Annotated in this window: 25 protein-coding genes; 10 read left to right on the forward strand and 15 right to left on the reverse strand. The window is 72.7% G+C overall.

All coding sequences use genetic code 11. From position 1 onward, the window contains the following. The first annotated feature begins 102 nt into the window (after nt 1-102). The gene (locus AB0L21_RS37470) at nt 103-1,065 is read left to right on the forward strand and encodes a WYL domain-containing protein (RefSeq protein WP_365788529.1); all 963 of its coding nucleotides are present in this window, start codon (nt 103-105) and stop codon (nt 1,063-1,065) included. An 86-nt stretch (nt 1,066-1,151) separates the two neighbouring features. Here AB0L21_RS37470 and AB0L21_RS37475 read toward each other — a convergent pair whose 3' ends face one another. Both AB0L21_RS37475 and AB0L21_RS37480 read right to left on the reverse strand, forming a co-directional pair. Next, nucleotides 1,152-1,889 carry a 3-keto-5-aminohexanoate cleavage protein gene (locus tag AB0L21_RS37475; RefSeq protein ID WP_365788530.1) on the reverse strand — a complete coding sequence of 246 codons (738 nt, stop codon included), beginning with the start codon at nt 1,887-1,889 and terminating at the stop codon, nt 1,152-1,154. Nucleotides 1,890-1,975: 86 nt separating this feature from the next. Continuing rightward, nucleotides 1,976-2,578: a hypothetical protein gene (locus AB0L21_RS37480; protein WP_365788531.1), complete on the reverse strand. Its 603-nt coding sequence runs from the start codon at nt 2,576-2,578 to the stop codon at nt 1,976-1,978. 207 nt (nt 2,579-2,785) lie between these two features. Here AB0L21_RS37480 and AB0L21_RS37485 point away from each other — a divergent pair, with 207 nt between their 5' ends. Continuing rightward, entirely contained in the window at nt 2,786-5,575 is a 2,790-nt protein-coding gene (locus AB0L21_RS37485) for a penicillin acylase family protein (protein ID WP_365788532.1), read from the forward strand. An 18-nt stretch (nt 5,576-5,593) separates the two neighbouring features. On the opposite strand, the gene AB0L21_RS37490 is transcribed toward AB0L21_RS37485, so the two are convergent. Continuing rightward, nucleotides 5,594-6,895: a serine-threonine protein kinase gene (locus tag AB0L21_RS37490; protein ID WP_365788533.1), complete on the reverse strand. Its 1,302-nt coding sequence runs from the start codon at nt 6,893-6,895 to the stop codon at nt 5,594-5,596. A gap of 31 nt (nt 6,896-6,926) precedes the next feature. Continuing rightward, a complete protein-coding gene (locus AB0L21_RS37495; RefSeq protein ID WP_365705182.1) occupies nt 6,927-8,147 on the reverse strand; it encodes a DUF1343 domain-containing protein in 1,221 nt (406 codons plus the stop codon). 189 nt (nt 8,148-8,336) lie between these two features. On the opposite strand from AB0L21_RS37495, the gene AB0L21_RS37500 reads away from it, so the two are divergent. The 3 genes from AB0L21_RS37500 to AB0L21_RS37510 are packed head-to-tail and all read left to right on the forward strand — an operon-like array spanning nt 8,337 to nt 11,387. Further along, on the forward strand, nt 8,337-9,110 hold the full coding sequence (locus AB0L21_RS37500; RefSeq protein WP_365705180.1) for an SDR family oxidoreductase: 774 nt from the start codon (nt 8,337-8,339) through the stop codon (nt 9,108-9,110). Beyond that, a complete protein-coding gene (locus AB0L21_RS37505; protein WP_365788534.1) occupies nt 9,107-10,768 on the forward strand; it encodes an AMP-binding protein in 1,662 nt (553 codons plus the stop codon). Before AB0L21_RS37500 ends, AB0L21_RS37505 begins: the two co-directional genes overlap by 4 nt. A gap of 25 nt (nt 10,769-10,793) precedes the next feature. Beyond that, a complete protein-coding gene (locus AB0L21_RS37510; protein WP_030658172.1) occupies nt 10,794-11,387 on the forward strand; it encodes a TetR/AcrR family transcriptional regulator in 594 nt (197 codons plus the stop codon). Nucleotides 11,388-11,444: 57 nt separating this feature from the next. Here the strand turns inward: AB0L21_RS37510 and AB0L21_RS37515 are convergent, their stop codons facing one another. The 3 genes from AB0L21_RS37515 to AB0L21_RS37525 all read right to left on the reverse strand — a co-directional run bounded on the left by AB0L21_RS37515 (nt 11,445) and on the right by AB0L21_RS37525 (nt 14,155). Next, a complete protein-coding gene (locus AB0L21_RS37515; RefSeq protein WP_365705176.1) occupies nt 11,445-12,659 on the reverse strand; it encodes an acyl-CoA dehydrogenase in 1,215 nt (404 codons plus the stop codon). Nucleotides 12,660-12,664: 5 nt separating this feature from the next. Further along, the gene (locus tag AB0L21_RS37520) at nt 12,665-13,687 is read right to left on the reverse strand and encodes a phosphotransferase family protein (RefSeq protein ID WP_365788535.1); all 1,023 of its coding nucleotides are present in this window, start codon (nt 13,685-13,687) and stop codon (nt 12,665-12,667) included. 168 nt (nt 13,688-13,855) lie between these two features. Further along, nucleotides 13,856-14,155, reverse strand: coding sequence for a hypothetical protein (locus AB0L21_RS37525; RefSeq protein ID WP_365705172.1), 300 nt, complete (start codon nt 14,153-14,155; stop codon nt 13,856-13,858). Between the two features lie 112 nt (nt 14,156-14,267). Here AB0L21_RS37525 and AB0L21_RS37530 point away from each other — a divergent pair, with 112 nt between their 5' ends. After that, entirely contained in the window at nt 14,268-15,218 is a 951-nt protein-coding gene (locus AB0L21_RS37530; RefSeq protein ID WP_365788536.1) for an NADP-dependent oxidoreductase, read from the forward strand. A gap of 63 nt (nt 15,219-15,281) precedes the next feature. On the opposite strand, the gene AB0L21_RS37535 is transcribed toward AB0L21_RS37530, so the two are convergent. The 4 genes from AB0L21_RS37535 to AB0L21_RS37550 all read right to left on the reverse strand — a co-directional run bounded on the left by AB0L21_RS37535 (nt 15,282) and on the right by AB0L21_RS37550 (nt 17,493). Further along, complete coding sequence (locus tag AB0L21_RS37535) at nt 15,282-15,608, reverse strand: DUF202 domain-containing protein (protein WP_365788537.1); 327 nt, start codon at nt 15,606-15,608, stop codon at nt 15,282-15,284. After that, on the reverse strand, nt 15,605-15,997 hold the full coding sequence (locus AB0L21_RS37540) for a DUF202 domain-containing protein (protein WP_059248445.1): 393 nt from the start codon (nt 15,995-15,997) through the stop codon (nt 15,605-15,607). Before AB0L21_RS37540 ends, AB0L21_RS37535 begins: the two co-directional genes overlap by 4 nt. Before the next feature lie 21 nt (nt 15,998-16,018). Beyond that, entirely contained in the window at nt 16,019-16,534 is a 516-nt protein-coding gene (locus tag AB0L21_RS37545) for an NUDIX domain-containing protein (protein WP_365788538.1), read from the reverse strand. Nucleotides 16,535-16,596: 62 nt separating this feature from the next. Beyond that, nucleotides 16,597-17,493, reverse strand: coding sequence for a DMT family transporter (locus AB0L21_RS37550; RefSeq protein ID WP_365788539.1), 897 nt, complete (start codon nt 17,491-17,493; stop codon nt 16,597-16,599). A 396-nt stretch (nt 17,494-17,889) separates the two neighbouring features. On the opposite strand from AB0L21_RS37550, the gene AB0L21_RS37555 reads away from it, so the two are divergent. From AB0L21_RS37555 to AB0L21_RS37565, 3 genes are all read left to right on the forward strand, one after another. Further along, nucleotides 17,890-18,864, forward strand: coding sequence for a hypothetical protein (locus tag AB0L21_RS37555; RefSeq protein WP_365788540.1), 975 nt, complete (start codon nt 17,890-17,892; stop codon nt 18,862-18,864). A gap of 117 nt (nt 18,865-18,981) precedes the next feature. After that, the gene (locus tag AB0L21_RS37560) at nt 18,982-19,722 is read left to right on the forward strand and encodes a molybdopterin-dependent oxidoreductase (protein ID WP_365788541.1); all 741 of its coding nucleotides are present in this window, start codon (nt 18,982-18,984) and stop codon (nt 19,720-19,722) included. After that, on the forward strand, nt 19,706-20,332 hold the full coding sequence (locus AB0L21_RS37565; RefSeq protein WP_365788542.1) for a cytochrome b/b6 domain-containing protein: 627 nt from the start codon (nt 19,706-19,708) through the stop codon (nt 20,330-20,332). The genes AB0L21_RS37560 and AB0L21_RS37565 overlap by 17 nt, the downstream gene beginning before the upstream one ends. A gap of 40 nt (nt 20,333-20,372) precedes the next feature. On the opposite strand, the gene AB0L21_RS37570 is transcribed toward AB0L21_RS37565, so the two are convergent. From AB0L21_RS37570 to AB0L21_RS37585, 4 genes are read right to left on the reverse strand one after another with little or no spacing between them, the layout of a single operon-like run. Continuing rightward, complete coding sequence (locus AB0L21_RS37570; protein WP_365788543.1) at nt 20,373-21,392, reverse strand: L-idonate 5-dehydrogenase; 1,020 nt, start codon at nt 21,390-21,392, stop codon at nt 20,373-20,375. Nucleotides 21,393-21,406: 14 nt separating this feature from the next. Further along, entirely contained in the window at nt 21,407-22,168 is a 762-nt protein-coding gene (locus AB0L21_RS37575) for an SDR family oxidoreductase (RefSeq protein WP_365788544.1), read from the reverse strand. A gap of 10 nt (nt 22,169-22,178) precedes the next feature. Further along, complete coding sequence (locus tag AB0L21_RS37580; protein ID WP_365705153.1) at nt 22,179-23,576, reverse strand: gluconate:H+ symporter; 1,398 nt, start codon at nt 23,574-23,576, stop codon at nt 22,179-22,181. A 39-nt stretch (nt 23,577-23,615) separates the two neighbouring features. Continuing rightward, nucleotides 23,616-24,143, reverse strand: coding sequence for a gluconokinase (locus AB0L21_RS37585; RefSeq protein ID WP_365788545.1), 528 nt, complete (start codon nt 24,141-24,143; stop codon nt 23,616-23,618). 139 nt (nt 24,144-24,282) lie between these two features. On the opposite strand from AB0L21_RS37585, the gene AB0L21_RS37590 reads away from it, so the two are divergent. Beyond that, nucleotides 24,283-24,984, forward strand: a complete 702-nt coding sequence (locus AB0L21_RS37590) for a FadR/GntR family transcriptional regulator (protein WP_365705149.1) — start codon at nt 24,283-24,285, stop codon at nt 24,982-24,984. Nucleotides 24,985-25,138: the final 154 nt, after the last annotated feature.

Genomic DNA, 25,138 nt, shown 5'->3' on the forward strand with positions numbered 1-25,138 from the left:
CCTCGTACTGGATGTACTTGGGTCGGGGCCCGGTGCGGCGAGAGTGCGTGCATGGCGTCGCGCGGCAGACGGGAGTTTGACGACAGGGCCTAGCCTGCACGGGTGCCGAACGATCTCAGCCCCACCGCGCGAGCACTGCGCGCCCTGGAGATCCTCCAGGCCCGCCCCGGTACGACGGCCGGCGAACTCGCCGTGCGGCTGGGCGTCACGGAGCGGGCCGCGCGCCGGTACGTCGGCATCCTCCGCGAGGCGGGCATCACCGTGGAGTCGGCCCGGGGCCCGTACGGCGGGTACCGGCTGGGGCGCGGGACGCGGCTGCCGCCCGTGCACTTCACGCAGTCCGAGGCCCTCGGACTGGTGATGGCGGTCCTCGCCGGCCGGCCGGCCGCGGCCGACGCCGACGACCTGGTCGGCACCGCCCTGGGCAAGGTCGTCAAGGCGCTGCCGAAGAGCGTCGGCCGGCAGGCGGCCCTGCTGCGGGAGTTCGCGGCGGCGGCACCGGACCCGTACGCGGTACGCCCGGATCCGGCCGTCACCAGCGAACTCGTCGCCGCCGTCGCGGCCCGGCGCCGTGTGTCGGTCACCTACCGCGGCGAGGCCGGTGACGAGTGGGAGGCGGAGCTGGATCCCTGGGCCGTCGTCGTCCGCCATGGACGCTGGTACCTGCTGTGCCACTCGCATCGCGCGGGAGCGGTCCGCACCTACCGGGTCGACCGGGTCCGCGCGGTCCGGCCGACCGCGCACGGATTCGCACCACCCGAGGACCTCGACCCGGTCGCGGTGCTGGAGGAGAACCTGGGCCTGGGATGGGCGTTCCCGACCCGCGTGGTGTTCGCCGCGTCCCTCACCGAGGTGGCCCCCTGGATCCAACCGCCCATGGGACGGCTCGAACCCTCGGGGGACGGCTGTGTGCTGGTCGGCAGCACGCGCAACCCGGCCATGTACGCGCAGGAATGGCTGGCGCGCGTGCCGTTCGCCTTCCGCGTCGAGGGCGGGGAGGAACTGCGCGCCGCGGTCGCGGAGCTGGGGGCGCGTTTCACCGCGGCCGTGACCGGCCGGCCCTGACCGGCCGGCCCTGACCGGGCCGAGGAGGTGCCTCACGCCGGGAGTGCGACGAACTCCCTCGCGTCGCACCTGTGTTGAGGCCGCCCTCACCGGCACCCGGCACCGTCCTCGCCGCCTGTGTACTGCGCCCGCGCCTCCGCCACCAACCGGGCGTTGGACAGGGCCCGTCGGCCGTCCGGCAGGAACAGGGTGTCCTCCAGGCCGATCCGGGTGGCGAGGCCCAGCCGGCCCGCCAGCCGGAGCACCTGCCAGGTCCCGCCCTCCTCGCCGTGCAGCAGCACCGGGCGGCCGTGTGCCGTACCCAGCTCGGCCAGCAGCGCCCGCGCCGACGCCTCGGCGGTCGCCGGGTCCGGGTCGGTCACCTCGGCCAGCACCCGCAGCACCCCCGGCGCGAGCGGCGAGACCGCGAACCGGCGCGCGCCCTCGGTGCCGGACCAGATGCCCGCCTCCACGCCCACGCCCCTCGACAGGAGTGCTTCGGCGACCTCCTCGGCGCCCGGCTCATGCCAGTTGACCGAGGCGAAGTCGGGCAGCACCGACCAGGACCGCACCCGGGCGGGCCGCGCGGACGGATCCGGTTCCGCCCAGGCACCGGTGGTCACCCCGACCGGCACCGGCACCCGCGCCCGGATCGCCTCCAGGACCGGGGCCAGGACGCGCGGGGAGAGGCTGTCGTGGCCGCACGGCGTCTTCGGGTGGACGTGGACCGAGGTGGCGCCGGCCGCCACCGCTTCGGCGGCGGAACGCGCCAGATCCTGCGGGGACATCGGCACGGCGACACCGTCGGCGGCCGTACGACGCCCGTTGAGACACACCTGCACCATGCCTCGATGGTGCCGCACATCCCACAGCAGAGGGCGCGGCATCCCCTGCGCGCCCCCCATCACCACGCCCCTGGGAACACCACCGCTCAGGCCGACATCAGCAGGCGTCCCCGGCGGGCGTACTCAAGAGCCCGCGGGCTGAGGACCGGACGCGGCACCAGGATCCCGCAGTCCGTACAGACCGGGCCGGACGACGGCTCGTGGTCCAGGCCGTACTTCCAGACCAGCCGCTCTCCGCCGCACACCGGGCACGACTCGCCCGGTTCCCGCTCCAGCGCGGCGATCAGCCGGCGCAGCACCACCGCCAGCGGCTCATCCGGGTGCACCCGCGGGTCGTCGCACCAGGCGACCCCGAAGCCGCCCCAGGTCAGCCGGTGCCAGTCGTCCACGCTGCCCGGCCGGCGCAGCCCGTCGTGCTTCTCCTTCCTGCGTCGTTCGGTGAAGTCGGTCTCGTAGGCGAGCCAGACGTCACGGGCCTCCTCCAGCTCCTCCAGCGCGGCCACGAGCCGCGCCGGATCGGGGGAGCGGTCCTCGGGGCCGAACCCCGCCCGGGAGCACAGATGGTCCCAGGTCGCCCGATGCCCGTAAGGGGCGAACTTCTCCAGGCACTTGCGCAGCGAGTACCGCCGCAGCGCCAGATCACAGCCCGGATCGCGTACCTGTCTCGCCAGACTCCGGAAACCTGCCATCGCCCTGCACCTCCGTCACACCTGCACCTGTACTTCGGTCACTTCGGCGTCGTCGCACGGACGTCGCCGAATAGACGTATCGACAGGCGATTCGGCTCCATCTCTTGTCGGGATCTGCTTCCAGACTCCAGAAAGTGACGCATGCTCACCTTTAAAGCTGGGGATACCGGCGGTAACGTTCGGCCACCTCTGTCGCTAGGAGCTGCCATGCCACGGCGCACCCCACGTACCGCCCTTGACAGACTGAGAACGTCCCGCCGACTCCCCGGGTTCCTGAAGACCGCGTCCGTATGCATCCTCGTCGCCGGTCTTCTCTCCCCCCTCACCCAGGCGGCCGTGGCGGCGGCCGACGCCACGGCCGCCAACGACTACTGTGGCGGCCGGTGTTCGGACATCCTGCCGCCCGGCGAGAACGGCAACGCGACGCTCGCCCAGATCCTGCTCAACCAGGCCTTCGGCACCCAGCCCGCGCACGCCGAGGACCAGCTCGGCCCGTACGCCGACCTGGCCACCGGCTACAAGGGCCTGACCGACGCCACGATCAACACCTTCTTCAACGACGCCTCGTTCGGCGTCCCCGCCGACCAGGTCGCCTCCACCGAGAAGCCGGCCGGCCGCGGTGACGTGACCATCGTCCGCGACAAGAAGACCGGTGTGCCGCACATCACGGGCACCACCCGCTACGGCACCGAGTTCGGCGCCGGATACGCGGCGGCCCAGGACCGGCTGTGGCTCATGGACGTCTTCCGGCACGTGGGCCGCGGCCAGCTGACCTCCTTCGCCGGCGGCGCCCCCGCCAACCAGGGCCTTGAGCAGCAGTTCTACCGCAACGCGCCCTACACCGAGGCCGACCTCCAGGCGCAGATCGACAACGCGGTCGCGAAGAACGGCGCCCGCGGCCAGCAGGCCCTCGCCGACGTCAAGGCCTACCTCGACGGCGTCAACGCCTACATCGACGCCTCCGACAGCGGCCGTTACTTCCCCGGCGAGTACGTCCTGACCGGCCACAAGGACTCGATCACCAACGCCGGCACCATAGAACACTTCAAGGTCACCGACCTCGTGGCGCTCGCCTCCGTGATCGGCTCACTGTTCGGCTCCGGCGGTGGCGGCGAGGTCGACAACGCCCTCTCCCTGCTCGCCGCCCAGGCCAGGTACGGCGTCGAGGAGGGCACCAGGGTCTGGGAGTCCTTCCGCGAACGCAACGACCCCGAGGCCGTCCTCACCGTCCACAACGGCGAGAGCTTCCCCTACGGCGCCAAGCCCGCCGACGCCCAGGGCGAGGCCCTGCCCGACGCCGGCTCGGTGACCCAGGAACCGCTGGTCCACGACCGTACCGGCAGCGCGGCCACCGCGAGCGCCACCAGCGCCTCGGGCTCCGCCGCGAAGACCGCCCTCGGCTCCGCCAGGCGCGGGATGTCCAACGCCCTCGTGGTCAGCGGCAAGTACACCGCGAGCGGCCACCCCATCGCCGTGTTCGGGCCGCAGACCGGCTACTTCGCCCCGCAGCTGCTCATGCTCCAGGAGATCCAGGGACCGGGCATCAGCGCCCGCGGCGCCTCCTTCGCGGGCCTGAGCATGTACGTCGAACTCGGCCGCGGCCAGGACTACTCCTGGAGCGCCACCACCTCCGGCCAGGACATCATCGACACCTACGCCGTCGAGCTGTGCCAGGACGACTACCACTACCTGTACCACGGCACCTGCACGGCCATGGAGAAGATCGAGCAGAAGAACGCCTGGAAGCCGACCACCGCCGACGGCACGGCCGCCGGGTCGTACACCATGCGCGCGTGGCGGACCGCATACGGTCCGGTGGAGTACCGCGCCACCGTCGGCGGCAAGAAGGTCGCCTACACCACCCTGCGCTCCTCCTACCTGCACGAGGCCGACTCGATCATCGGCTTCCAGATGCTCAACGACCCCGACTACGTCAAGGGGCCGAAGGACTTCCAGAGCGCGGCGCAGCACATCAACTTCACCTTCAACTGGTTCTACGCCGACTCCCAGCACACCGCCTACTACAACAGCGGTGACAACCCCGTCCGGGCCAGCGGTGTCGACACCGAGTTCCCGGTGTGGGCGCGACCGCAGTACGAGTGGCGGAACTGGGACCCGGCCACCAACACCGCCGACTACACCCCGCCCTCCGCGCACCCCAACTCCGTCGACCAGGACTACTACATCTCCTGGAACAACAAGCAGGCCAAGGACTACACGACCGCGCCCTGGGGCGACGGCTCCGTGCACCGCGGCAACCTGCTGGACGACCGGGTGAAGAAGCTGGTCGCGGCCGGCGGGGTGACCCGGACCAAGCTGGTGCAGGCCATGGCGGACGCGGGCCTCGCCGATCTGCGCGCCGAGGACGTGCTGCCCAAGCTGCTCAAGGTGATCACCTCCTCGCCGGTGACCGACCCGACGGCCGCCGCGGCCGTGAGCAGGCTCCAGGCGTGGGTGACCGCCGGCGCCAAGCGCACCGAGACGTCGGCCGGTTCGAAGAAGTACGCCGACGCCGACGCGATCCGCGTCCTGGACGCCTGGTGGCCGCTGCTGGTCAAGGCCGAGTTCGAACCCGGTCTCGGCAGCGACCTCTACACGGCGGTCACCGGGAACCTGCCGGTCGACGAGGCGCCGTCCGCCGGTCACGGCCCGACCGGCTCGCACGCCGGCAGCTCCTTCCAGTACGGCTGGTGGTCCTACGTCGACAAGGACATCCGGGCGGTGCTCGGGGAGTCCGTGCGGGGCGGCCTCGCCCGGAAGTACTGCGGCGGCGGCACCCTCACCGGCTGCCGGGACACCCTGATCAGCACCCTGAAGGAGGCCGCGGGCAAGACCGCCGCCCAGGTCTACCCGGGCGACGACCAGTGCTCGGCGGGCGACCAGTGGTGCGCCGACTCGATCGTGCAGCGCACCCTGGGCGGCATCAAGCACGGCAGGATCAGCTGGCAGAACCGGCCGACCTTCCAGCAGGTCGTGGAGTACACCGCGCACCGCTGAGGTGCCACGGGCGGCGGGTCAGGCGATACGGCCCGCAGCCAGCACCAGCCGCGCCAGTTCGGGGTGCACGATGTCGCTGTGCGCCCCGGACGGCGCGCCCCCGCGCCGGACCACGGCCGCCGCGTCCACGTTCACGCACCCCGACGCCGGCAGCCGGCCGTCGAGAGCCGCCGCCAGGCCGAGCCGGGCGGTGCCCGGCACCGCCTGCGTCCCGTCGTGCCCCATGGCGCCCCACCGGGGTCCCAGCACCGCCGCGATCTCGTTGCCCGCGCAGCCGCGGTCGTCCCCGGCGAGCCGGGAGGCCAGCGGATAGAACGTGCCGAGGGCCGCGTCGAAGCGCGAGTAGCAGCACACCAGCGGGCCGTCGACGCGCCGCTGGAGGCCCTGGAGCGCGCCCGACCGGTCCGGGGCGTGCGGCAGCCGGGCCGCGAACGCGTAGTGCGAGAAGGCACCCTGGAGGAGGGTCACCGACTTCACCGTGTCCACTCCCGCGGGCAGCCCGCGCAGCGCGAACGCCACCAGCCGGCCGCCGAAGCTGTGCCCGACCAGATGCACCCGCACCCCGGGCGCCGCCCCCGCCAACCGCCCCAGCAGCGGGCCGAGTCCCCGCTCGCCGACCGTCCCGGCCCGCCGTTTCATCCGGTAGTACGTCGCCTGCCGCAGCAGCTCCTTCGCGCCGTCCCACGGGTTCGGAAGGGTGAACCGGGCCGCGTCGCCGGACGCGTCGAGCGCGGACAGGGCCCCGGCGAACTGCTCGCACGCGGTCACCGGGTCGCCACCGAACACGGCGGGTTCGCCGTCCTCGTCCGTGTCGGCCGCCACCCCCTGCCGGTCGTCGTCCAGCAGCAGCCTCACCAGCCGCCCGAACTCGGTCAGCCCCTCGGTGCCGCCCGGCCGTTCGTCCAGCATGCGGGCCAGCTGGTCCAGCACGGTGGTCCGGCCCGGAAAGGCCTCCAGCAGGGCACGCCGGGTGTCCTTGTCCAGCGCCGGGCGCGGTGCCGCCCCCGCCTCCACGGCCGCCACGGACCTCGGGAAGTCGGGGATCGGCTCGTCGCTGAACCGCATCGACGGCCAGATCACGCCGACGTACCCCAGCCGGGCCTCAGGGGCCAGCTCCGGGACCGGCGCGAAGAAGCGGCGGTACAGCGCCGTCGCGCCCGAGCGGTCGTTGTTCCAGCCGTGCGAGAAGACGATCAGGTCACGGACGCCGTGGCCCGTGACCTGCGTCAGCAGCCGGTCGCGGTCAGGGCCGGCCACATCCCCGTCCGCGTCGAAGGTCAGCTCCCAGTAGGGAGTCACACCCGTCCCAGGATCCGCCATGCCAGACCCCCAAGTCCCCTGGAAAGGAGCACTACTTGTACAGGAGATACCCCTTCCGGACCCGCCGGAACGCGGCCAGCTCCTCCTGCCAGGCGCCCGTCACCTCGTCGGTGCCGGCGCCCGCGTCGATCATCGTGCGCACCTGAGCGGAACCGGTGAGCTTGTCGATCCAGTTGTCGGACCGCCAGGCGAAGCCGCTCCACGCCTTACGGGCGGTCACCAGCAGCGCGATCCCGGTGCGTACGGGGTCGTAGGCGGCCCGGTCGGTCACGTGGATCTGCACCCCGCCGACGGTCCTGCCCTGGAACTTGGAGAACGTGGGCGTGAAGTACGCCTCCCGGAACCGCACCCCCGGCAGCCCGGCCTCGTTCGCGGCGGCGGCCCAGCGGCCGTCGAGTCCCTCGGCGCCGAGGAGTTCGAACGGCCGGGTCGTGCCGCGCCCCTCGGAGAGGTTGGTGCCCTCGAACATGCAGGTACCGGAGTAGACCAACGCGGTGTCCGGGGTGGGCATGTTGGGGCTCGGCGGCACCCAGGGCAGGCCCGAGGCGTCGTAGAACCCGGAGCGCTTCCAGCCCGACATGCGGACCGTCTCCAGGGGGACGGGCGTGGCCAGGAACTCGCCGTTGAACAGGCGGGCCAGTTCCGCCACGGTCATCCCGTGCGCCTGCGCGATCGGCTGCCGGCCGACGAAGGTGGCGAACTCCCTGTGCAGCACCGGGCCCTCAGCCTCGCGTCCGGTCACCGGGTTCGGGCGGTCCAGCACGACGAACCGCTTGCCGGCGAGCTGGGCCGCCTCCATGCAGTCGTAGAGGGTCCAGATGTACGTGTAGAAGCGGGCGCCGACGTCCTGGATGTCGAAGACGACGGTGTCGACGCCGGAGGCGGTGAAGACGTCGGCGAGCGGCCGGCCGCTCTTCAGGTACGTGTCGTACACCGGGAGGCCGGTCGCGGGGTCGTCGTAGCGGCCCTCCGAGCCGCCGGCCTGCGCGGTGCCCCGGAAGCCGTGCTCGGGGCCGAAGACCGCCGTCAGCTCGACGCGGGGGTCCCGGTGCATGACGTCGACGATGTGCTCGGTGCCCCTGGTGATGCCGGTGGGGTTGGTGACGATGCCGACGCGCCGGCCGTCCAGGAGTGAGTAGCCGTCGGCCGCGAGTCTTTCGAAGCCGGTGCGGAGATGCTCGGGGTGTTCGGGCGTGGTGGGAAGGGCTGCTGTCGTCGCCGATGCGAGAAGGGTCCGTCGGGACAGGTGCATGGGGCCTCCGGTGAGTGGGCACGTGCGGGCCGTCTGGGTTGCTCGCGCGGACGCGGCCAAGCGCACAGCGACAACGCCCCGCGTCCCTTGAGGTTGGAGCAGTTCCCCTTCCTTCACACATACCGACCGGTTAGTCTGGGCCGACCAGAGCCGACGCGCGCCGCGCGAAAGTCGTGTCGAAGGAGACCGATGGTGGAAGCCGTGCAGGATGCGGGAGTGGTCGTCACCGGAGCCGGTGGGGGAATCGGGGCGGCGTTGGCCCGGCGGTTCGCCGCCGAGGGGGCGCGGGTCGTGGTGAACGACCTGGACGCCGGGAAGGCCAAGGCGGTGGCCGAGGAGATCGGCGGGACCGCCGTACCCGGTGACGCCTCCGCGATCGTCGCCGAGGCCCGCGACGCGCTCGGCGGCACGGTGGACGTCTACTGCGCCAACGCGGGCGTCGCCTTCGAGGACGGTGACCTCGACGGGAGCCTGGACGAGAGGACCTGGGCCACCTCGTGGGACGTGAACCTGATGGCCCACGTCCGCGCCGCGCACGCGCTGCTGCCCGACTGGCTGGAGCGGGGCGGCGGGCGGTTCGTCTCCACCGTCTCCGCCGCCGGACTGCTCACCATGATCGGCGCGCCCTCCTACAGCGTGACCAAGCACGGCGCCTACGCCTTCGCCGAGTGGCTGTCGCTGACGTACCGGCACCGGGGGATCAAGGTCCACGCCATCTGCCCGCAGGGCGTCCGCACCGACATGCTGGCCGCCACCGGCAGCGCGGGCGACCTGGTGCTCCAGCCGACCGCGATCACGCCGGAGGCCGTCGCCGACGCCCTGTTCCAGGGCATCGCGGAGGACCGCTTCCTGATCCTGCCGCACCCCGAGGTCGCCGGCTTCTACCAGGCGCGGGCCGGCGATCCCGACCGCTGGCTCACGCACATGAACCACCTCCAGCAGAAGTGGGAGGCCGCCCGGTGACCGCCTCCCCGTACGCGGCCCGGCCCTGGCTCGCGCTGCTGACCGAGGCCCAGCGCGCCCCGGCCGACCCCGCCGACTCGCTCGTGCACGCCCTGCGCGGTGCCGTCGCCCAGGCCCCGGACCGCACCTTCCTCGCCTACTTCGACGCCCGGCTCAGCTACCGGGAGGTCGACGAGCTGACGGACGCCGTCGCCGCCCACCTCGCCGCGCGCGGCCTGGAGCGCGGCGACCGGGTGGCCGTCCTGCTGCAGAACTCCCCGCACTTCGTGTTCGCCGTGCTCGGCGCCTGGAAGGCGGGCGCGACCGTCGTCCCGGTCAACCCCATGTACAAGTCGGGGGAGGTGGCGCACGTCCTGCGGGACGGCGAGGTGGCCGCGCTGGTCTGCTCCGACCGGGCCTGGGAGTCGTACCTGAGGGAGACGGCCGCCGGCTCGCCGGTGCGGATCGTGCTCACCGCCTGCGAACGGGACTTCCAGACCCGCGACGACCCGCGCGTGCTGGCCTTCGAGCGGCTGCCCCAGGCCCCGGACGCCGACGACCTGGTGGCCGTCGCCCGGCAGGGCGGCCGGGCCCCCGAGGGCCGCTCGCCGCGCCCGGAGGACATCGCGCTGATCAGCTACACCTCCGGTACCAGCGGCACGCCCAAGGGCGCCACCAACACGCACGCGAACGTCATGCACAACGCCGAGCGGCAGGCCACGGGACTCGGCCTGCCCGAGGCGCCCGTCTACTACGCGCTCGCGCCGCTGTTCCACATCACCGGCATGGTCTGCCAGTTCGGGGCCTGTCTGAACAGCGTCGGCACCCTCGTGCTCACCTACCGCTTCGAGCCCGGGGCCGTCCTGGAGGCCTTCGCCGAGCACCGCCCGCACTACACCGTCGGCCCCTCCACCGCGTACATGGCGCTCGCCGCCCACCCGGACGTCACCCGGGAGCACTTCGCCTCCTTCGTGAACCTGTCGTCGGGCGGCGCCCCCGTGCCGCCGGCCCTGGTGGAGACGTTCCGGGAGCGCTTCGGGCCGTACATCCGCGTCGGCTACGGCCTCACCGAGTGCACCGCCCCCTGCGCCTCCGTCCCGCCCCACCTGGAGGCGCCCGTGGACCCGGTCTCCGGGACGCTGTCCGTCGGGCTGCCCGGCGCCGACACGGTCGTGCGCATCGTGGACGAGCGGGGCGCCGAGGTGCCGCTCGGGGAGCACGGCGAGATCGTCGTCCGCGGGCCGCAGGTGGTGCCCGGCTACTGGCGGCGCCCGGACGCCACCGCCGAGACCTTCCCGGACGGCGAGCTGCGCACCGGCGACATCGGGTTCATGGACGAGCAGGGCTGGCTGTACGTCGTGGACCGCAAGAAGGACATGATCAACGCGTCCGGCTTCAAGGTGTGGCCGCGCGAGGTCGAGGACGTCCTGTACACCCACCCGGCGGTGCGCGAGGCGGCCGTCGTCGGCGTCCCCGACGGGTACCGTGGCGAGACCGTCAAGGCCTATATCAGCCTCCGTCCGGGGGCCGAGGCGGACCCGGATGAACTCGCGGTGTACTGCAAGGAGAGACTGGCCGCCTACAAGTACCCGCGGCAGGTGGAGATCCTGCCCGACTTGCCCAAGACGGCGAGTGGGAAGATCCTCCGTCGGGAACTGCGTTCCCGCGACAGCGAGTGACCTTACGGAAAGGCAGGTGGCGGCAGTGCCCAGGACGACGGACGGAGACGGGACGCCCGTCCCGCAGCGGCTGCTGGCCGCCGCCACCCGGCTCTTCGCCGAGCAGGGCTACGACCGCACGTCCGTGCAGGAGATCGTGGAGGCGGCCGGCGTCACCAAGGGGGCGCTGTACCACTACTTCGGCTCCAAGGACGACCTGCTGCACGAGGTGTACGCGCGCGTGCTGCGCCTCCAGCAGGAGCGGCTGGACACGTTCGCGAACGCCGACGAGCCGGTGGAGAAGCGGCTCAGGGACGCGGCGGCGGACGTCGTCGTCACGACGATCGAGAACCTCGACGACGCGATGATCTTCTTCCGGTCCATGCACCACCTGAGCCCGGAGAAGAACAAGCAGGTCCGCGCCGAGCGCCGGCGCTACCACGAGCGTTTCCGCGCGCTCGTGGAGGAGGGCCAGAAGGCGGGCGTCTTCTCCACGGCGACCCCGGCCGACCTGGTCGTGGACTACCACTTCGGCTCGGTCCACCACCTGTCGACGTGGTACCGGCCGGACGGCCCGATGAGCCCGCAGGAGGTGGCCGACCATCTGGCCGACCTGCTCCTGCGGGCCCTGCGGCCGTAGGGGCCTCGGGGGTACCGGGACCTCTGGGACACCTGGGCCTCCGCGGTACCGGCGACCTCAGAGGTACCTCTTCAGCTCCCGGCGGGCCAGCGACCGCTGGTGGACCTCGTCCGGGCCGTCGGCGAGCATCAGCGTGCGGGCGCTCGCGTACAGCTCGGCCAGCGGGAAGTCCTGGCTCACCCCGCCCGCGCCGTGCAGCTGGATCGCCCGGTCCAGGATGCCGACCACCGCGCGCGGCGTCGCGATCTTGATGGCCTGGATCTCCGTGTGGGCGCCCTTGTTGCCGACGGTGTCCATCAGCCAGGCCGTCTTCAGCACCAGCAGCCGCAGCTGCTCGACGGTGACCCGGGCGTCGGCGATCCAGTTCTGCACCACGCCCTGCTGGGCCAGCGCCTTGCCGAACGCGCTGCGGGAGACGGCCCGCCGGCACATCAGCTCGATCGCCCGCTCGGCCATCCCGATCAGCCGCATGCAGTGGTGGATCCGGCCGGGGCCGAGCCGGGCCTGGGCGATGGCGAAGCCGCCGCCCTCCTCGCCGACGAGGTTCGACACGGGCACGCGCGCGTGGTCGAAGACGACTTCGGCGTGGCCGCCGTGCGCGTGGTCCTCGTAGCCGAAGACCTGCATCGCGCGCTTCACGGTGACGCCCGGGGTGTCGCGCGGGACCAGGACCATCGACTGCTGACGGCGGATGTCCGCCCCGTCCGGGTCCGTCTTGCCCATCACGATGAAGATCTTGCAGTCCGGGTTCATCGCCCCGGAGATGTACCACTTGCGGCCCGTGATGACGTACTCGTCGCCGTCCCGCTCGATGTGGGTGGTGATGTTGGTGGCGTCCGAGGACGCCACCTCCGGCTCGGTCATCGCGAACGCCGAGCGGATCTCACCGGCCAGCAGCGGCTCCAGCCACTGCTTCTTCTGCTCCTCGGTGCCGAACTGCGCCAGCACCTCCATGTTCCCGGTGTCGGGCGCGGCGCAGTTGGTCGCGGTCGGCGCGAGGTGCGGGGAACGGCCGGTGATCTCGGCGAGCGGCGCGTACTGGAGGTTGGTCAGCCCGGCGCCGTACTCGGCGTCCGGGAGGAAGAGGTTCCACAGGCCCTGCCTGCGGGCCTCGGCCTTCAGCTCCTCGACCACGGCCGGGGTGTCCCAGGGGGACGCCAGCCGCGCCCGCTGCTCCTCGGCGACCGCCTCGGCCGGGTGGACGTACTCGTCCATGAAGGCGAGGAGCCTGTCGCGCAGCTCCTCGGTGCGCGCGTCGAACGCGAAGTCCATGCCGGTCAGCCTTCCTGAAGAGTCGTGAGTCCGTGCTCGATGAAGACGGGCACGAGGTCGCCGATGCGGTCGAAGCCACGGCCGACCGTCTGGCCGAGCGTGTACCGGTAGTGGATGCCCTCCAGGATCACGGCGAGCTTGAACCAGGCGAACGCCGTGTACCAGGAGACGGCCGAGACGTCCCGGCCGGAGCGGGCGGCGTACCGCTCGACCAGCTCCCGCGGGTCGGGGTGCCCCGGCGCCTCGGCGGTGGTGGAGACGGGCGAGTCGGGCATGCCGAGCGGCAGGCTGTACATCACCAGCAGACCCAGGTCGGTGAGCGGGTCGCCGAGCGTGGACATCTCCCAGTCGAGGATCGCCTTGATCGTGTCGTCGTCCCCGATCAGGACGTTGTCCAGGCGGTAGTCGCCGTGGACGACCGCCGGGGCGGGGGAGGCGGGCAGCTCTCGGCCGAGGGCCGCGTGCAGCTCGTCGATGCCCGCCAGCTCGCGGTTGCGGGAGGCGTCCAGCTGCTTGCCCCAGCGGCGCAGCTGCCGGTCCAGGAAGCCCTCCGGGCGGCCGAAGTCGGCGAGGCCCACCTCGGCGGGGTCCACGGCGTGCAGCTCGACCAGCGTGTCCACCAGGGACAGCACCGCGTTGCGGGTGCGCTCCGCGCCGAGCGGGGCGAGCTGGCCGGCGGTGCGGTACGGCGTGCCCTCCACGAACTCCATGACGTAGAAGGGCGCCCCGAGCACCTCCTCGTCCTCGCACAGCAGCAGCGGGCGGGGGACCGGCACCCGGGTCGGGTGCAGCGCGCTGATCACCCGGTGCTCGCGCTTCATGTCGTGCGCGGTGGCCAGCACATGGCCGAGCGGCGGCCGGCGGACGACCCACTTCGAAGTGCCGTCCGAGAGCGCGTAGGTGAGGTTCGACCGTCCGCCCTCGATCAGCCGTCCGGTCAGGGGGCCGTTCACCAGACCGGGGCGCTCGCGGTCGAGCTGGGCGCGCAGCCGGTCCAGGTCGAGACCGGGCGGGTGGTCGGCGCTCATACGTCACTCCTACGAACGGGCGAACAGGACTGGACTCATGATGCCGACCGGTCGGTATGCCGTCCAGTGCGCGCGGTGAAGATCAGACGGAACGTGACCGGAGCCACGATAGGCCGACGGCCCCCCGGTGCGCCGCCCGGGGAGCCGTCGGCCTTCGTCTCCGGCGGATCAGTGGTCGTCCCAGTGGTCCCCGTGCTCGGCGTGGCGGTGCCCGTCGTGCAGATAGTCCACGTGGTCGCCGTGCGGCACCTGCGCGTGCCCGCACTCGTCGTGGTGCACATGCTCATGGCCCTCGTGGACGGCGTGCCCGGCCGGCTCGCACTCGTCCCAGTGGCCCTCGTGCTCCCGGTGCAGATGGCCGTCGTGGACGTAGTCGACATGGTCGCCGTGCCGGACGGCGTTGTGGCCGCAGTCCGGCCCGTGGCTGTGCGTCGCGTGCTCGGTGTGTTCCTGGTGAAGGGTGGTCATAGTGCTCACCTTCGGGGGTACGGGGTGCCTGACGTCGGAAGACTGCCACGCGAAAGCCGCGTATCGGGACATCCCGCTTGCGTGGCGGACGAGTACCCCGGAGGGCGAGGGCGTGAAGGGCATCAGCTACCGCCGCTACGGCGGACCCGAGGTGCTGGAGTACGGCGAGCTGCGCGATCCCAAGGTCGGCCCCGACCAGATCCTGGTCGAGGTGCGCGCGGCGGCCGTCAACCCGGTCGACTGGAAGTGCCGCGAAGGACATCTGGACCCGGTCCTCGACGCCGTCTTTCCGGTGATCCCCGGGTGGGACGTCAGCGGGGTGGTCGTACGGCCCGGCGCCGCCGTCACCGAGTTCGGCGTCGGCGACGAGGTCATCGGCTATGTCCGCGAGGACTTCCTCTCCCGAGGCACCTTCGCCGAGTACGTGGCCGCGCCCGTCCGCGCCCTGGCCCGCAAACCGCGCAACCTGTCCTTCGAGGAGGCCGCCGGGCTCCCGCTGGCCGGGCTCACCGCCTATCAGGTGCTGGTCAAGGCGCTGGCGGTGCGGCGGGGCGAGACCGTACTGGTGCACGCGGCCGCCGGCGGGGTCGGCTCGCTCGCCGTCCAGATCGCCGCCCACCTCGGCGCCCGGGTCATCGGCACCGCCGGCGAGCCGAACCACGACTACGTCCGCACGCTGGGCGCCGAGCCGGTGAGCTACGGCGACGGCCTGGCGGAACGGGTGCGCGGGCTCGCCCCCGAGGGCGTGGACGCGGTCTTCGACACCATCGGCGGCGACACCCTGAAGACCTCGGCCGCCCTGCTCGCCCCGGAGGGCCGGCTGGCATCGATCGCCGACCACCAGGTCGTGGGACACGGCGGCCGGTACTGCTTCGTCCGCCCGGACCCCGAGGATCTGCGCCACCTGTCGGACCTGGCCGAACAGGGCGTCGTCTCCGTCCACGTCCAGCGGACCTTCCCCCTGGAGCGCACGGCGGACGCCCACCGCCTGAGCCAGGAGGGCCACACCCGGGGGAAGATCGTGGTGACGGTGGGCCAGGACGCCGAGGGCGGCAGGTCCTAGGTCCTGTCGTCAAACTCCCGTCGTCCGCCCGGAGCGCGGCAGACGGGAGTTTGACGACAGGGCCTAGACCACCAGTACGGCCGCGCACACCGCCATCGCCACCGCGCACAGCACCGCCGCCGTCGCGTGGCGCGGGGCGAGGGCGGGCGGTGGGGTGCCGGCCGCCAGGGCGTGGATGCGGAGGTGGGCGACCCGGAGGAAGCCCAGGCACAGCCCGCAGCACAGCGCGCACATGACGATCCCGGTGGCCGAGGCGCCCCCGTGCAGCGCCGTCTTCACGGCCAGTACGGCGGCCACGGCGGCCGACAGCGTCGTACGCCGCCAGGCCAGCCGGGTGCGCTCCGGCTGGAGTCCGGGGTCCCGCCCGGCGCCCGCCTGCCCGGCACTCACCCTTCCCACCCGACCAGGACCACCAGCACCATCGCGACGGCCACCACCGCCACGACCAGGCTCAGCAGCGCGGGGAAGCGGGACGCGGGCAGGTCCTCGCCGCGCCGCATCGCCCGCTCGCAGCGCACCCAGTGGTTCACCGCGCGCAGGGAGCAGAGGACGCCGGCCGCGAGCAGGGCCAGCGCGAGACCGACCCGCCAGGCCCAGCGCAGATCGGGGAGGAACTGGTCCACCGCGAATCCGCCGCCGATCAGCGCCAGCGCGGTGCGCAGCCAGGCGAGGAAGGTGCGCTCGTTGGCCAGCGAGAACCGGTAGTCGGGCGTGCCGCCCTCGTCCCGCACCCGCTCCGGCGCGAACCACAGCCGGATGTTCCGTACGAATTCGCTCACGCGGCCGACCCTACCGGGCGGTCACCGGCCCGCCCGGAACGCCCGCAGCCGCTCGTAGGCCGCCAGCCCGTCCGGCACCCACTCCCACTCGCCAAGCCGCCGCTCGACCTCCTCCTCGGGGAGGAAGGCGTGCCACTGGACCTCCTCCTCCTGCGGCCGCACGGGCTGTTCGCAGCGCACCTCGTACACCGCCGACCACCAGCTGTTCCCGGCGCCGTCGTCGTAGAGGAACTTGAAGAGGAACTCCGGCCGGGACAGCCCGGTCACGCCCAGCTCCTCCTCGGCCTCCCGCAGCGCCGCCTCGTCGTAGGACTCGCCCGCGCCGACGACCCCGCCGACGAACAGGTCGTACAGGGAGGGGAACACCAGCTTGGTCGCCGTGCGCCGGTGCACGAAGAGCCGGCCGGCCGCGTCCCGGGTCTCGATGAACACACAGCGGTGGCGCAGTCCGCGCGCGTACGCCTCGCCGCGCGAGAACTGGGCGACGACCCGGTCGTGCTCGTCGACGATGTCGAGGATCTCGTCAGCAGGATTCATGCCCGCCATCCAAGCAGGGCCGGTTCATCCGGGCAGGGCCGCCTCGTCCCAGCAGGGCCGGCTCAGCGGCGCTGGAGGTCCCGGGCTCCCGGCTCCGTCTCCGCCGTGCCGCACGGCATCGCCGGATGCAGCCCGAGCAGCACGATGCCCGCCACCACCGCCGCGAGCCCGGCCGCCTCCCCGGCCAGCGCCCCGGTGTCGGTGCGCAGCCGGTCGCCCATGAAGCCCACGCCGCACAGGATCCCGGCGAGCGGCTCGGCCGCCGTGAGAGCGGGCAGCGACATGCGCAGCGGGGCCGTCTCGAACGCGCTCTGCACCAGGACGAGACCGGTGACCCCGCAGGCCAGCACGCCGTACGGCTGCCAGCCGGTGAACAGCTCGGGGAGGCCGCCGTCGGAGAAGCGGGTGCCGCTCACCCGGGTCAGCGCGTCCTGGACGCCGTAGAGCAGCCCGGCCGCCAGGGCGAGCAGCACCGGGCCCCAGCTCAGCCGGGAGCGCTTGGCGTACGTCGTCAGGACCAGGGCCACGCCCACCACCGCCCCGATGATCAGCCAGTGCCGCAGCGGATCGGTGACCGCCGTGCCGCCGCGCGGCTCGCCCGCCACGATGAACGCGCTCACCCCGCCCGCGAGCAGCAGCAGCCCGGCCCAGCCCTGGCGGCCGAGCGGTTGTCCGGTCTGGTGCCGGGAGAGGGCGAGGGCGAACAGCAGGTTGGTCGCGAGCAGCGGCTCGACCAGGGAGATCTCGCCCTTGCCGAGGGCGATCGCGCCCAGCACCATGCCGGCCACCATCAGGCCGAGCCCGCTCAGCCAGCGCGGTATCCGCATCAGGTCGAGCAGCAGGCGGAAGGAGAGGAAGTCGCTGAGCGGTGCCTTCTGCGCCGCGTTCTGCTGGAGCACGAATCCGAAACCCAGACAGCAGGCCGCGCTGACGGCGAGAAGGAGAACCAGAACCGACACGCTGTGTACCTCGATCGTCCGGCCGTACCACGGGCGGTAGTGGCCGACTGTAGCGCTCCCGGGACGGCATTGCCCCGGAAGTACCCGGAACCGGGCGGTTGACTCGTCGTGGTCCGGGGCCTGACTCGTCATGGTCCGGGGCCGGGACGCGCGGCGCCATGGCGTACGCCACAGAACCCGGGGCGTACGCCCCGGAAACGCGATGGCATACGCCACAGGAACGTTCCCGGGTCCGGTCGGCCGTGACCCGGCCCACCTGCGCCGGGACGATCAAGTTCCGCTTCATGCAGGGAAGTTGAAGCTCGCAACAGCGCCGTTCCGCTTGACGCAACCCTTGGCTGAGGGTTTGCTGTGCGTGATCGGTCGATGGCAGCCCGAGAAACAGGAAGTCCCGCGGTGCCCCCTCTCCCGCCTCTGCTCGGCACTCGCCGGGCCCCCACGGAACCGTCCGGCGAGACCGCCGAGGACGCCACCGGGGCCCACGACGCCGCCCTCGACGACGCGGAACTGCGCACCGCACGGGCGGCGTTGGCCCAGGGCCGGCGGCAGGCCGCCCGCTCCCTGCTGGTGCACACCGGCGACGACTGGGACCGCCGCGGCCACCGCCTCACCGTGCTCGCCCAGGATCCCCGCGCCGCCGCCTGGGCGACCGACTGGCTGACCGCCGAGCCCGGCTCCGCCGACGCCACCGCGCTGCTCGCCCTCGCCCTGGTGCACCGCGCCTTACGCGGCGAGGAGGAACCCGGCCGGGCCCGCGAGGCCTGCGGCACGGCCGCCGTACTCGCCCCCGCCGACCCCACCCCCTGGCTCGGCCGGCTGCTGCTCGCCCGCGCCCTCGGCCCGGAGCGCGAGGTGCTCGCCGCCTTCGCCGAGCTGCGCCGCCGCCACCCCGAACACCACCACGCCCACCATCTGCTGATCGCCCGCCTCGCCGAACGGCCCGCCGGCGGCCGGGCCGAGACCCACGAGGTGTACGACCTCGCCGAGCTGGCCGCCGCCGAGGCCCCCGCCGACTCCCCGCTGGCCGTCCTGCCGGTCGTCGCCTACGCCGAGCGCTACCGGGTCCTCGCCGCCGCCGGCCTCGCCCCCGCCGACCCGGCCGCCTCCGGGCACTGGTCCGGCCCACGGGCCCGGCGCATCCTGCGCGCCTGCTTCGACTGGTGGCTGGAGTGGGAGCACGACGAACACCCCCGCCGTCACATCGACCTCAACCACCTCGCGTTCGCCCTGTCCTGCGCCGGCCGCCCGGCCGAGGCGGCGGCCCTCTTCCAGCGCATCGGCGCACACGCCACCCCGGCGCCCTGGGCCTACGCGCACCCCGACCCCCTGGCGGCCTACCACGCGGCCCGCACCCGCGCGCTCGGGCACTGAGACACCGGGGCTCGGAAGCCGTACCCGAGAAGTGACGCACGTAAGAAGTGATTACGGAAATCTGACCAGTGGCCCGAGCGCCTGGCCCCGCGCGGCCCCGAGTGCTCGAATGAACACGTGAACTCCGAACAACCCGAGGAACCCGCACACGAGCGGGACGGCCGGCCCATCGGCCGCCGCGTCTTCCTCGGCACCCTCGGCCTGGGCGCGCTCGGCGTGGTCGCGGCGCCCGCGCTGCAACGCGGCGTCGAAGGCTTCCTCGGCGGCGTCGCCGGCAAGGACCCCACCGGCCTCACCGGTCTGCTGCCCAACGGCGGCGGCTTCCGCTACTACTCCGTCGCCGCCTCCGTCCCGCACAAGACCGCCGCGGACTACCGCCTCACCATCGACGGCCTGGTCGACCGCCCGCGCGGCTACACCCTCGACGAGCTGCGCGCCCTGCCGCGGACCCGGCTGGTCAAGGACGTCCAGTGCGTCACCGGCTGGCGGGTCCCCGGCACCCCCTTCGAAGGCGTACGCCTGTCCCACCTGCTCGACGCGGCGGGCGTCCGCCCCTCCGCCAAGGCCCTCCGCTTCACCTGCTTCGACGGCACCTACACCGAGAGCCTCACCCTCGACCAGGCGCGCCGCCCGGACGTGCTGGTCGCCCTGCGCATGCAGGACAAGGACATCGGCCACGACCACGGCGGCCCGGTCCGCCTCTACGTCGCCCCCATGTACTTCTACAAGTCCGCCAAATGGCTCTCCGGCATCACCGTCACCGACCGGGTGAAGCCGGGCTACTGGGAGAACCTCGGCTACGACGTCGACGCCTGGGTCGGCCGCTCGAACGGACGCGACGATGAGCCTACGAGCTGAGACGCCGGCCCCGCCGGGCGCCCGCGTCCACCGCTTCACCCGGGCCGAACGGTGGGTGCACCGTGTGACGGCCGCGCTGATGGCCGTGTGCGTGGTGACCGCGGCCGTCCTCTACATCCCGCAGCTGGCGGTCCTGGTCGGCCGCCGGGAACTGGTCGTCCGGGTGCACGAGTGCGCGGGCCTCGCGCTGCCGGTGCCGGTCCTGCTGGGCCTGGCCTCCCGCGCCTTCCGCGCCGACCTGCGCTTCCTCAACCGCTTCGGTCCGCACGACCGGGTCTGGCTGCGCGCCGCGCTGCGCCGCGACCGACGCCACGGCGCGCGCCCCGCGGGCAAGTTCAACGCCGGCCAGAAGATCTACGCCGCCTGGATCGCCGGTGCGACCCTGGTCATGCTCGGCACCGGCCTGATGATGTGGTTCACCCGTCTCACCCCGCTGATGTGGCGCACCTCGGCGACCTTCGTCCACGACTGGCTGGCCCTGACGATCGGCGTGGTCCTGGCCGGCCACATCGGCATGGCCCTGGGGGACCCCGAGGCGAGGCGGGGGCTGCGGACGGGAACGGTGACGAGGGAGTGGGCGCACAGGGAGCACTCGTTGTGGCGCCCGTGACGCCGCTGCGCCGACTGCTCCCCTCGACGCTCCAGCGCCCTCAGAACTCCAGCAGCACCTTGCACGACCGCCCCCGGTCACAGGCCAGGGCGAACGCGGACGCGGCCTCCTCCACGGGAACCACCGCGCTGACCAGCCCGTCGAACTCCCCACGAGCCGCCAGCAGTCGCAGCGCGTCGTCGAACTCGGCGCCGAAGCGGAACGCGCCCCGCAGTTCGATCTCCCGGCTCACCACCAGGTTCCCGGCGAACGGCGTCCGCCCGGCCGGCAGCATCCCGAGCTGGACGACCACGCCCCCGCGCCGTACCAGCCGCAGACAGGTGTCCAGACCGGCGGCCACCCCCGACGCCTCCACGGCCGCGTCCACCTCCGCCGGCCATCCGGGATCGTCCGGGTCGTCGGCCCGTACGAGCGTGTCGGCGCCCGCGACGGCCGCGTACCCCAGCGCCTCGGGCACCAGGTCGGTCACCGTCACCCGCGCCGCGCCCGCCGCCTTCGCCGCCGCGACGACCAGGCACCCGATCGGCCCGGCCCCGGTGACCAGGACATGCCGCCCGGCCACCCGACCGGCCCGCCGCACCGCGTGCAGCGCCACCGACAGCGGCTCGGCCAGCGCGGCCCGGCGCAGCCCGAGCCCGTCCGGCAACGCCCTCAACTGGCCGGAGGGAACGACCACTTGACCCGCGAACCCGCCCTGCACGTGCGGAAAGCGCGCCGCACTGCCCAGATACCGTGTGTCGCGGCACACGTTCGCCCGTCCGTCGGCACACTCCGGGCACACCCCGCACGGCGTGGCCGGGTGCACGGCGACCGCCGTACCCGGCGCGGGACCGGTGGCCCCGGGGCCGTAGGACACCACCGTGCCGACCACCTCGTGCCCGAGCACCATCGGCTCCCGGAGCCGGAAGTCCCCGACCCCGCCGTGCCGCCAGTAGTGCAGATCGGACCCGCACACACCGCCGTACCGGACGGCCACCAGCGCCTGGCCCGGCCCGGGCTGAGGGGGCGCCAGCTCCTCCACCCGCAGATCGCCGGCCCCGTGGATCACACACCCCAGCACGCCCGCCGCCCCTTTCACAGCACGCTCGTCATGCCGCCGTCGACGTACAGCACCTGCCCGCCGACGAAGTCCGCGGCGGGCGAGGCCAGGAAGAGCAGCCCGCCCACCAGGTCCTCGGTACGGCCCCAGCGCCCGGCCGGGGTGCGGCGCCGCACCCACGCGCTGAACTCCTCGTCCTCCACCAGGGGCCGGGTGAGTTCGGTCTCGATGTAGCCGGGGCCGAGGCCGTTGACCTGGACGCCGTACGGCCCCCAGTCGGCGCACATGCCCTTGGTGAGCATCTTCAGCGCGCCCTTGGCCGCCGCGTACGGCGCGATGCCGGGCCGGACGACCTCGCTCTGCAACGAGCAGATGTTGATGATCTTGCCGTGGCCGCGTGCCGTCATCCGCCGGGCGGCCTCCCGGCCGACGAGGAACGCGCTGGTGAGATTGGTGTCCAGGATGCGGTGCCAGTCGGCGTCCGCGAAGTCCAGCAGCGGGGCACGCAGTTGCATGCCCGCGTTGTTCACCAGGATGTCGAGCGGGCCCACCCGCTCCTCGACGTCCGCCATCCCGGCGGCCACGGCCGGACCGTCGGTCACGTCGAACACCGCCGTACGCACCTCACCGGGAAGGTCCGCCGCGGCCTCGGCCAGCCGGCCCGCGTCGCGCCCGTTGAGGACCACCGTGCAGCCGGCCTCCGCCAGGCCCCGGGCCAGCGCGAGGCCGATGCCCCGGCTGGACCCGGTGACCAGCGCCGTACGGCCGCTGATGTCGAAGAGGGGGTGAGCCGTCATCGCCGTACCCCTAGATGATCAGGGACAGGAGCAGGACCAGGCCGCCGGCGACCACTGAGATGATCGTCTCCATCACCGACCAGGTCTTCACCGTCTGCCCGACGCTCAGCCCGAAGTACTCCTTCACCAGCCAGAAACCGGCGTCGTTGACATGGCTGAAGAACAGCGAGCCCGCGCCGATGGCCAGGACGAGGAGGGCCGCGTGGGTGGTCGACATGTCGGCCGCGAGCGGCGCGACCAGGCCGGCCGCCGAGACCGTCGCCACCGTCGCCGAGCCGGTCGCCAGCCGGATCGCCACTGCGATCAGCCAGGCCAGCAGCAGCGCCGGGATCGACCAGTCCTTGGAGACGTCCAGGATCATCTGGCCCACGCCCGAGTCGATCAGCGTCTGCTTGAAGCCGCCGCCCGCGCCCACGATCAGCAGGATGCCGGCGATGGGCATGAGGCCCTTCTCGACGGTCTGCTGGAGCCGGCCCTTGGTGAACCCGGCGGGCCGGCCCAGCGTGAAGAAGCCGACGATCACGGCCGCGAGCAGCGCGATCAGCGGGGAGCCGACGACGTCGAAGACACGCTGGGTCGTGTTCGCGGGGTCGTCGATGACGATGTCCACCAGCGCCTTGGCCAGCATCAGCACCACCGGCAGCAGCACGGTGGCGAGGGTCGCGCCGAAGCCCGGACGGCGCTGAAGCTCCTCCGAGGCGCGCTGCGGCAGCATCCGGTCGGGCGCCGGCACGTCCACCCAGCGGGCCGCGACCTTCGAGAACAGCGGACCGGCGATGATCACCGTCGGGATGGCGACCAGGATGCCGAGCGCGAGGGTCACGCCCAAGTTGGCCTTGACCGCGTCGATGGCGACCAGCGGGCCGGGGTGCGGCGGGATCAGGCCGTGCATCACGGACAGACCGGCGAGCGCCGGGATGCCGATGCGCATCAGGGAGTAGTTGCCGCGCTTGGCGACCATCAGCACGACCGGGATCAGCAGCACGATGCCGACCTCGAAGAACAGGGGCAGGCCGATCACGGAGGCGATCAGCACCATCGCCCAGGGCATGGCGCGCCCGCCGGCCTTGGCGAGGATCGTGTCCACGATCTCGTCGGCGCCGCCGGAGTCGGCGAGCAGCTTGCCCAGGATCGCCCCGAGCGCGATCAGGACGCCGACGCCGGCCACGGTGGAGCCGAGTCCGGTGGTGAAGCTGGTGATGGCCTTGTCGAGCGGCGCCCCGGCGACCGCCCCGAGCGCCAGCGACCCGATGGTCAGCGCCAGGAAGGCATGGAGCTTGAACTTGGTGATGAGCAGGACGATGACCGCGATGCCCACCAGCACGGCTATGCCCAACTGGGCGTGTCCGGCGGAGGTGATCGGCGGAGGCGCGTCCGCTGCCAGCATCTCGACGCTGAGTCTGGTCACGGGGGTTCCCTTGCGGTGACGGGGGTGTTCTGACGGGCGCTACTGAGCGCTGCCCGCGGTGTCGGGAAGCAGGCCGAGGGCCTGTACGGCGCGCTCGGTGATCTCCTGAGGACTGCCGCTGACGTTCACGGCGACTCCCGCCTCGTCCGGCTCCAGGGGCTGGAGCGTGGCGAACTGGGAGTCCAGCAGCGCGGTGGGCATGAAGTGCCCCTGACGCTGCGACATCCGCTCCTCGATCAGCTGCCGGTCGCCCGTGAGGTGCAGGAACACGATCCCGGGGGCCACGGCCCGAAGCCGGTCGCGGTACGACCGCTTCAGCGCCGAGCTGCTGACCACCCCGCCCAGTCCGGCCCGGCCGTGCGCCCAGTGTCCGATGGCCTCCAGCCACGGCCACCGGTCGGCGTCGTCGAGCGGGGTCCCGGCCGACATCTTGTCGATGTTGGCCTGGGGGTGGAAGTCGTCGCCCTCGGCGTACGGGACGCCCAGCCGCGCGGCGAGCAAGGGACCGATCGTGGTCTTGCCCGTCCCCGCGACGCCCATCACGACGACGACCTGGGGGGTTCGCATCACTGCCTCGCTGTCTTCCTCGACATCGACGCCACTGCGGCGTCGCCACACTGAAACCCATTAGGTACGACGAATTCAAGAGTCTGTGACATATAAGTCTGACTTTTTGTCGCTGTGATCCACGCCGTACGCTGAGTGCATGACCACACCGGGCCGGGGGCTGCACGGCCATGTACTGGACACCCTCGGCCCCGCGATCACAGCGGGCGAGTACCCGCCGGGCAGCGTCCTGCGCACCGACGAGCTGGCACAGCACTTCGAGGTGTCGCGCTCCGTGATGCGCGAGGCGGTCCGCGTACTCGAATCCATGCACCTGGTCGAGTCCCGCCGCCGGGTGGGCGTCACGGTCCGCCCCAAGGCCGAGTGGAACGTCTACGACCCGCAGGTCATCCGCTGGCGTCTGGCCGGCGCCGACCGCCCGCACCAGCTGCGCTCCCTCACCGTGCTGCGCTCCGCGGTCGAACCCGTCGCGGCCGGCCTCGCCGCGCAGCACGCCACGGCCGAGCAGTGCGCCGAACTCACCGAGTGCGCGCTCGGCATGGTGGCCAACTCACGCGGCCACAAGCTGGAGGAGTACCTCGTCCACGACATCGCCTTCCACCGGGTCGTCCTCACCGCCTCGGGCAACGAGATGTTCGCCCGGCTCGGCGACGTCGTCGCGGAGGTGCTGGCCGGCCGCACCCATCACGAGGTCATGTTCGAGGACCCCGACCCGGCGGCCGTCACCCTGCACGTACGGGTGGCCGAGGCGGTCCGCGCGGGCGACGCGTCCCGCGCGGAGGAACTGACCCGTCAGATCACCGTGGGCGCCCTCCAGGAACTGGACATACTGGCGCCCTAGCTGTGCTGTCCCGGAACAGCGCACCTAGGTCCTGTCGTCAAACTCCCGTCTGCCGCCCGCCCTCCGGGCGGACGACGGGTGGTTTTGGACAGGGACGATTACCGGGGGTATGAACCCCGAAGAGCCCCGGCACGTAAAACCCCCCCCCGCGCCC

This window comes from Streptomyces sp. NPDC052721, assembly GCF_040678315.1.
Classification (GTDB): Bacteria; Actinomycetota; Actinomycetes; order Streptomycetales; family Streptomycetaceae; genus Streptomyces.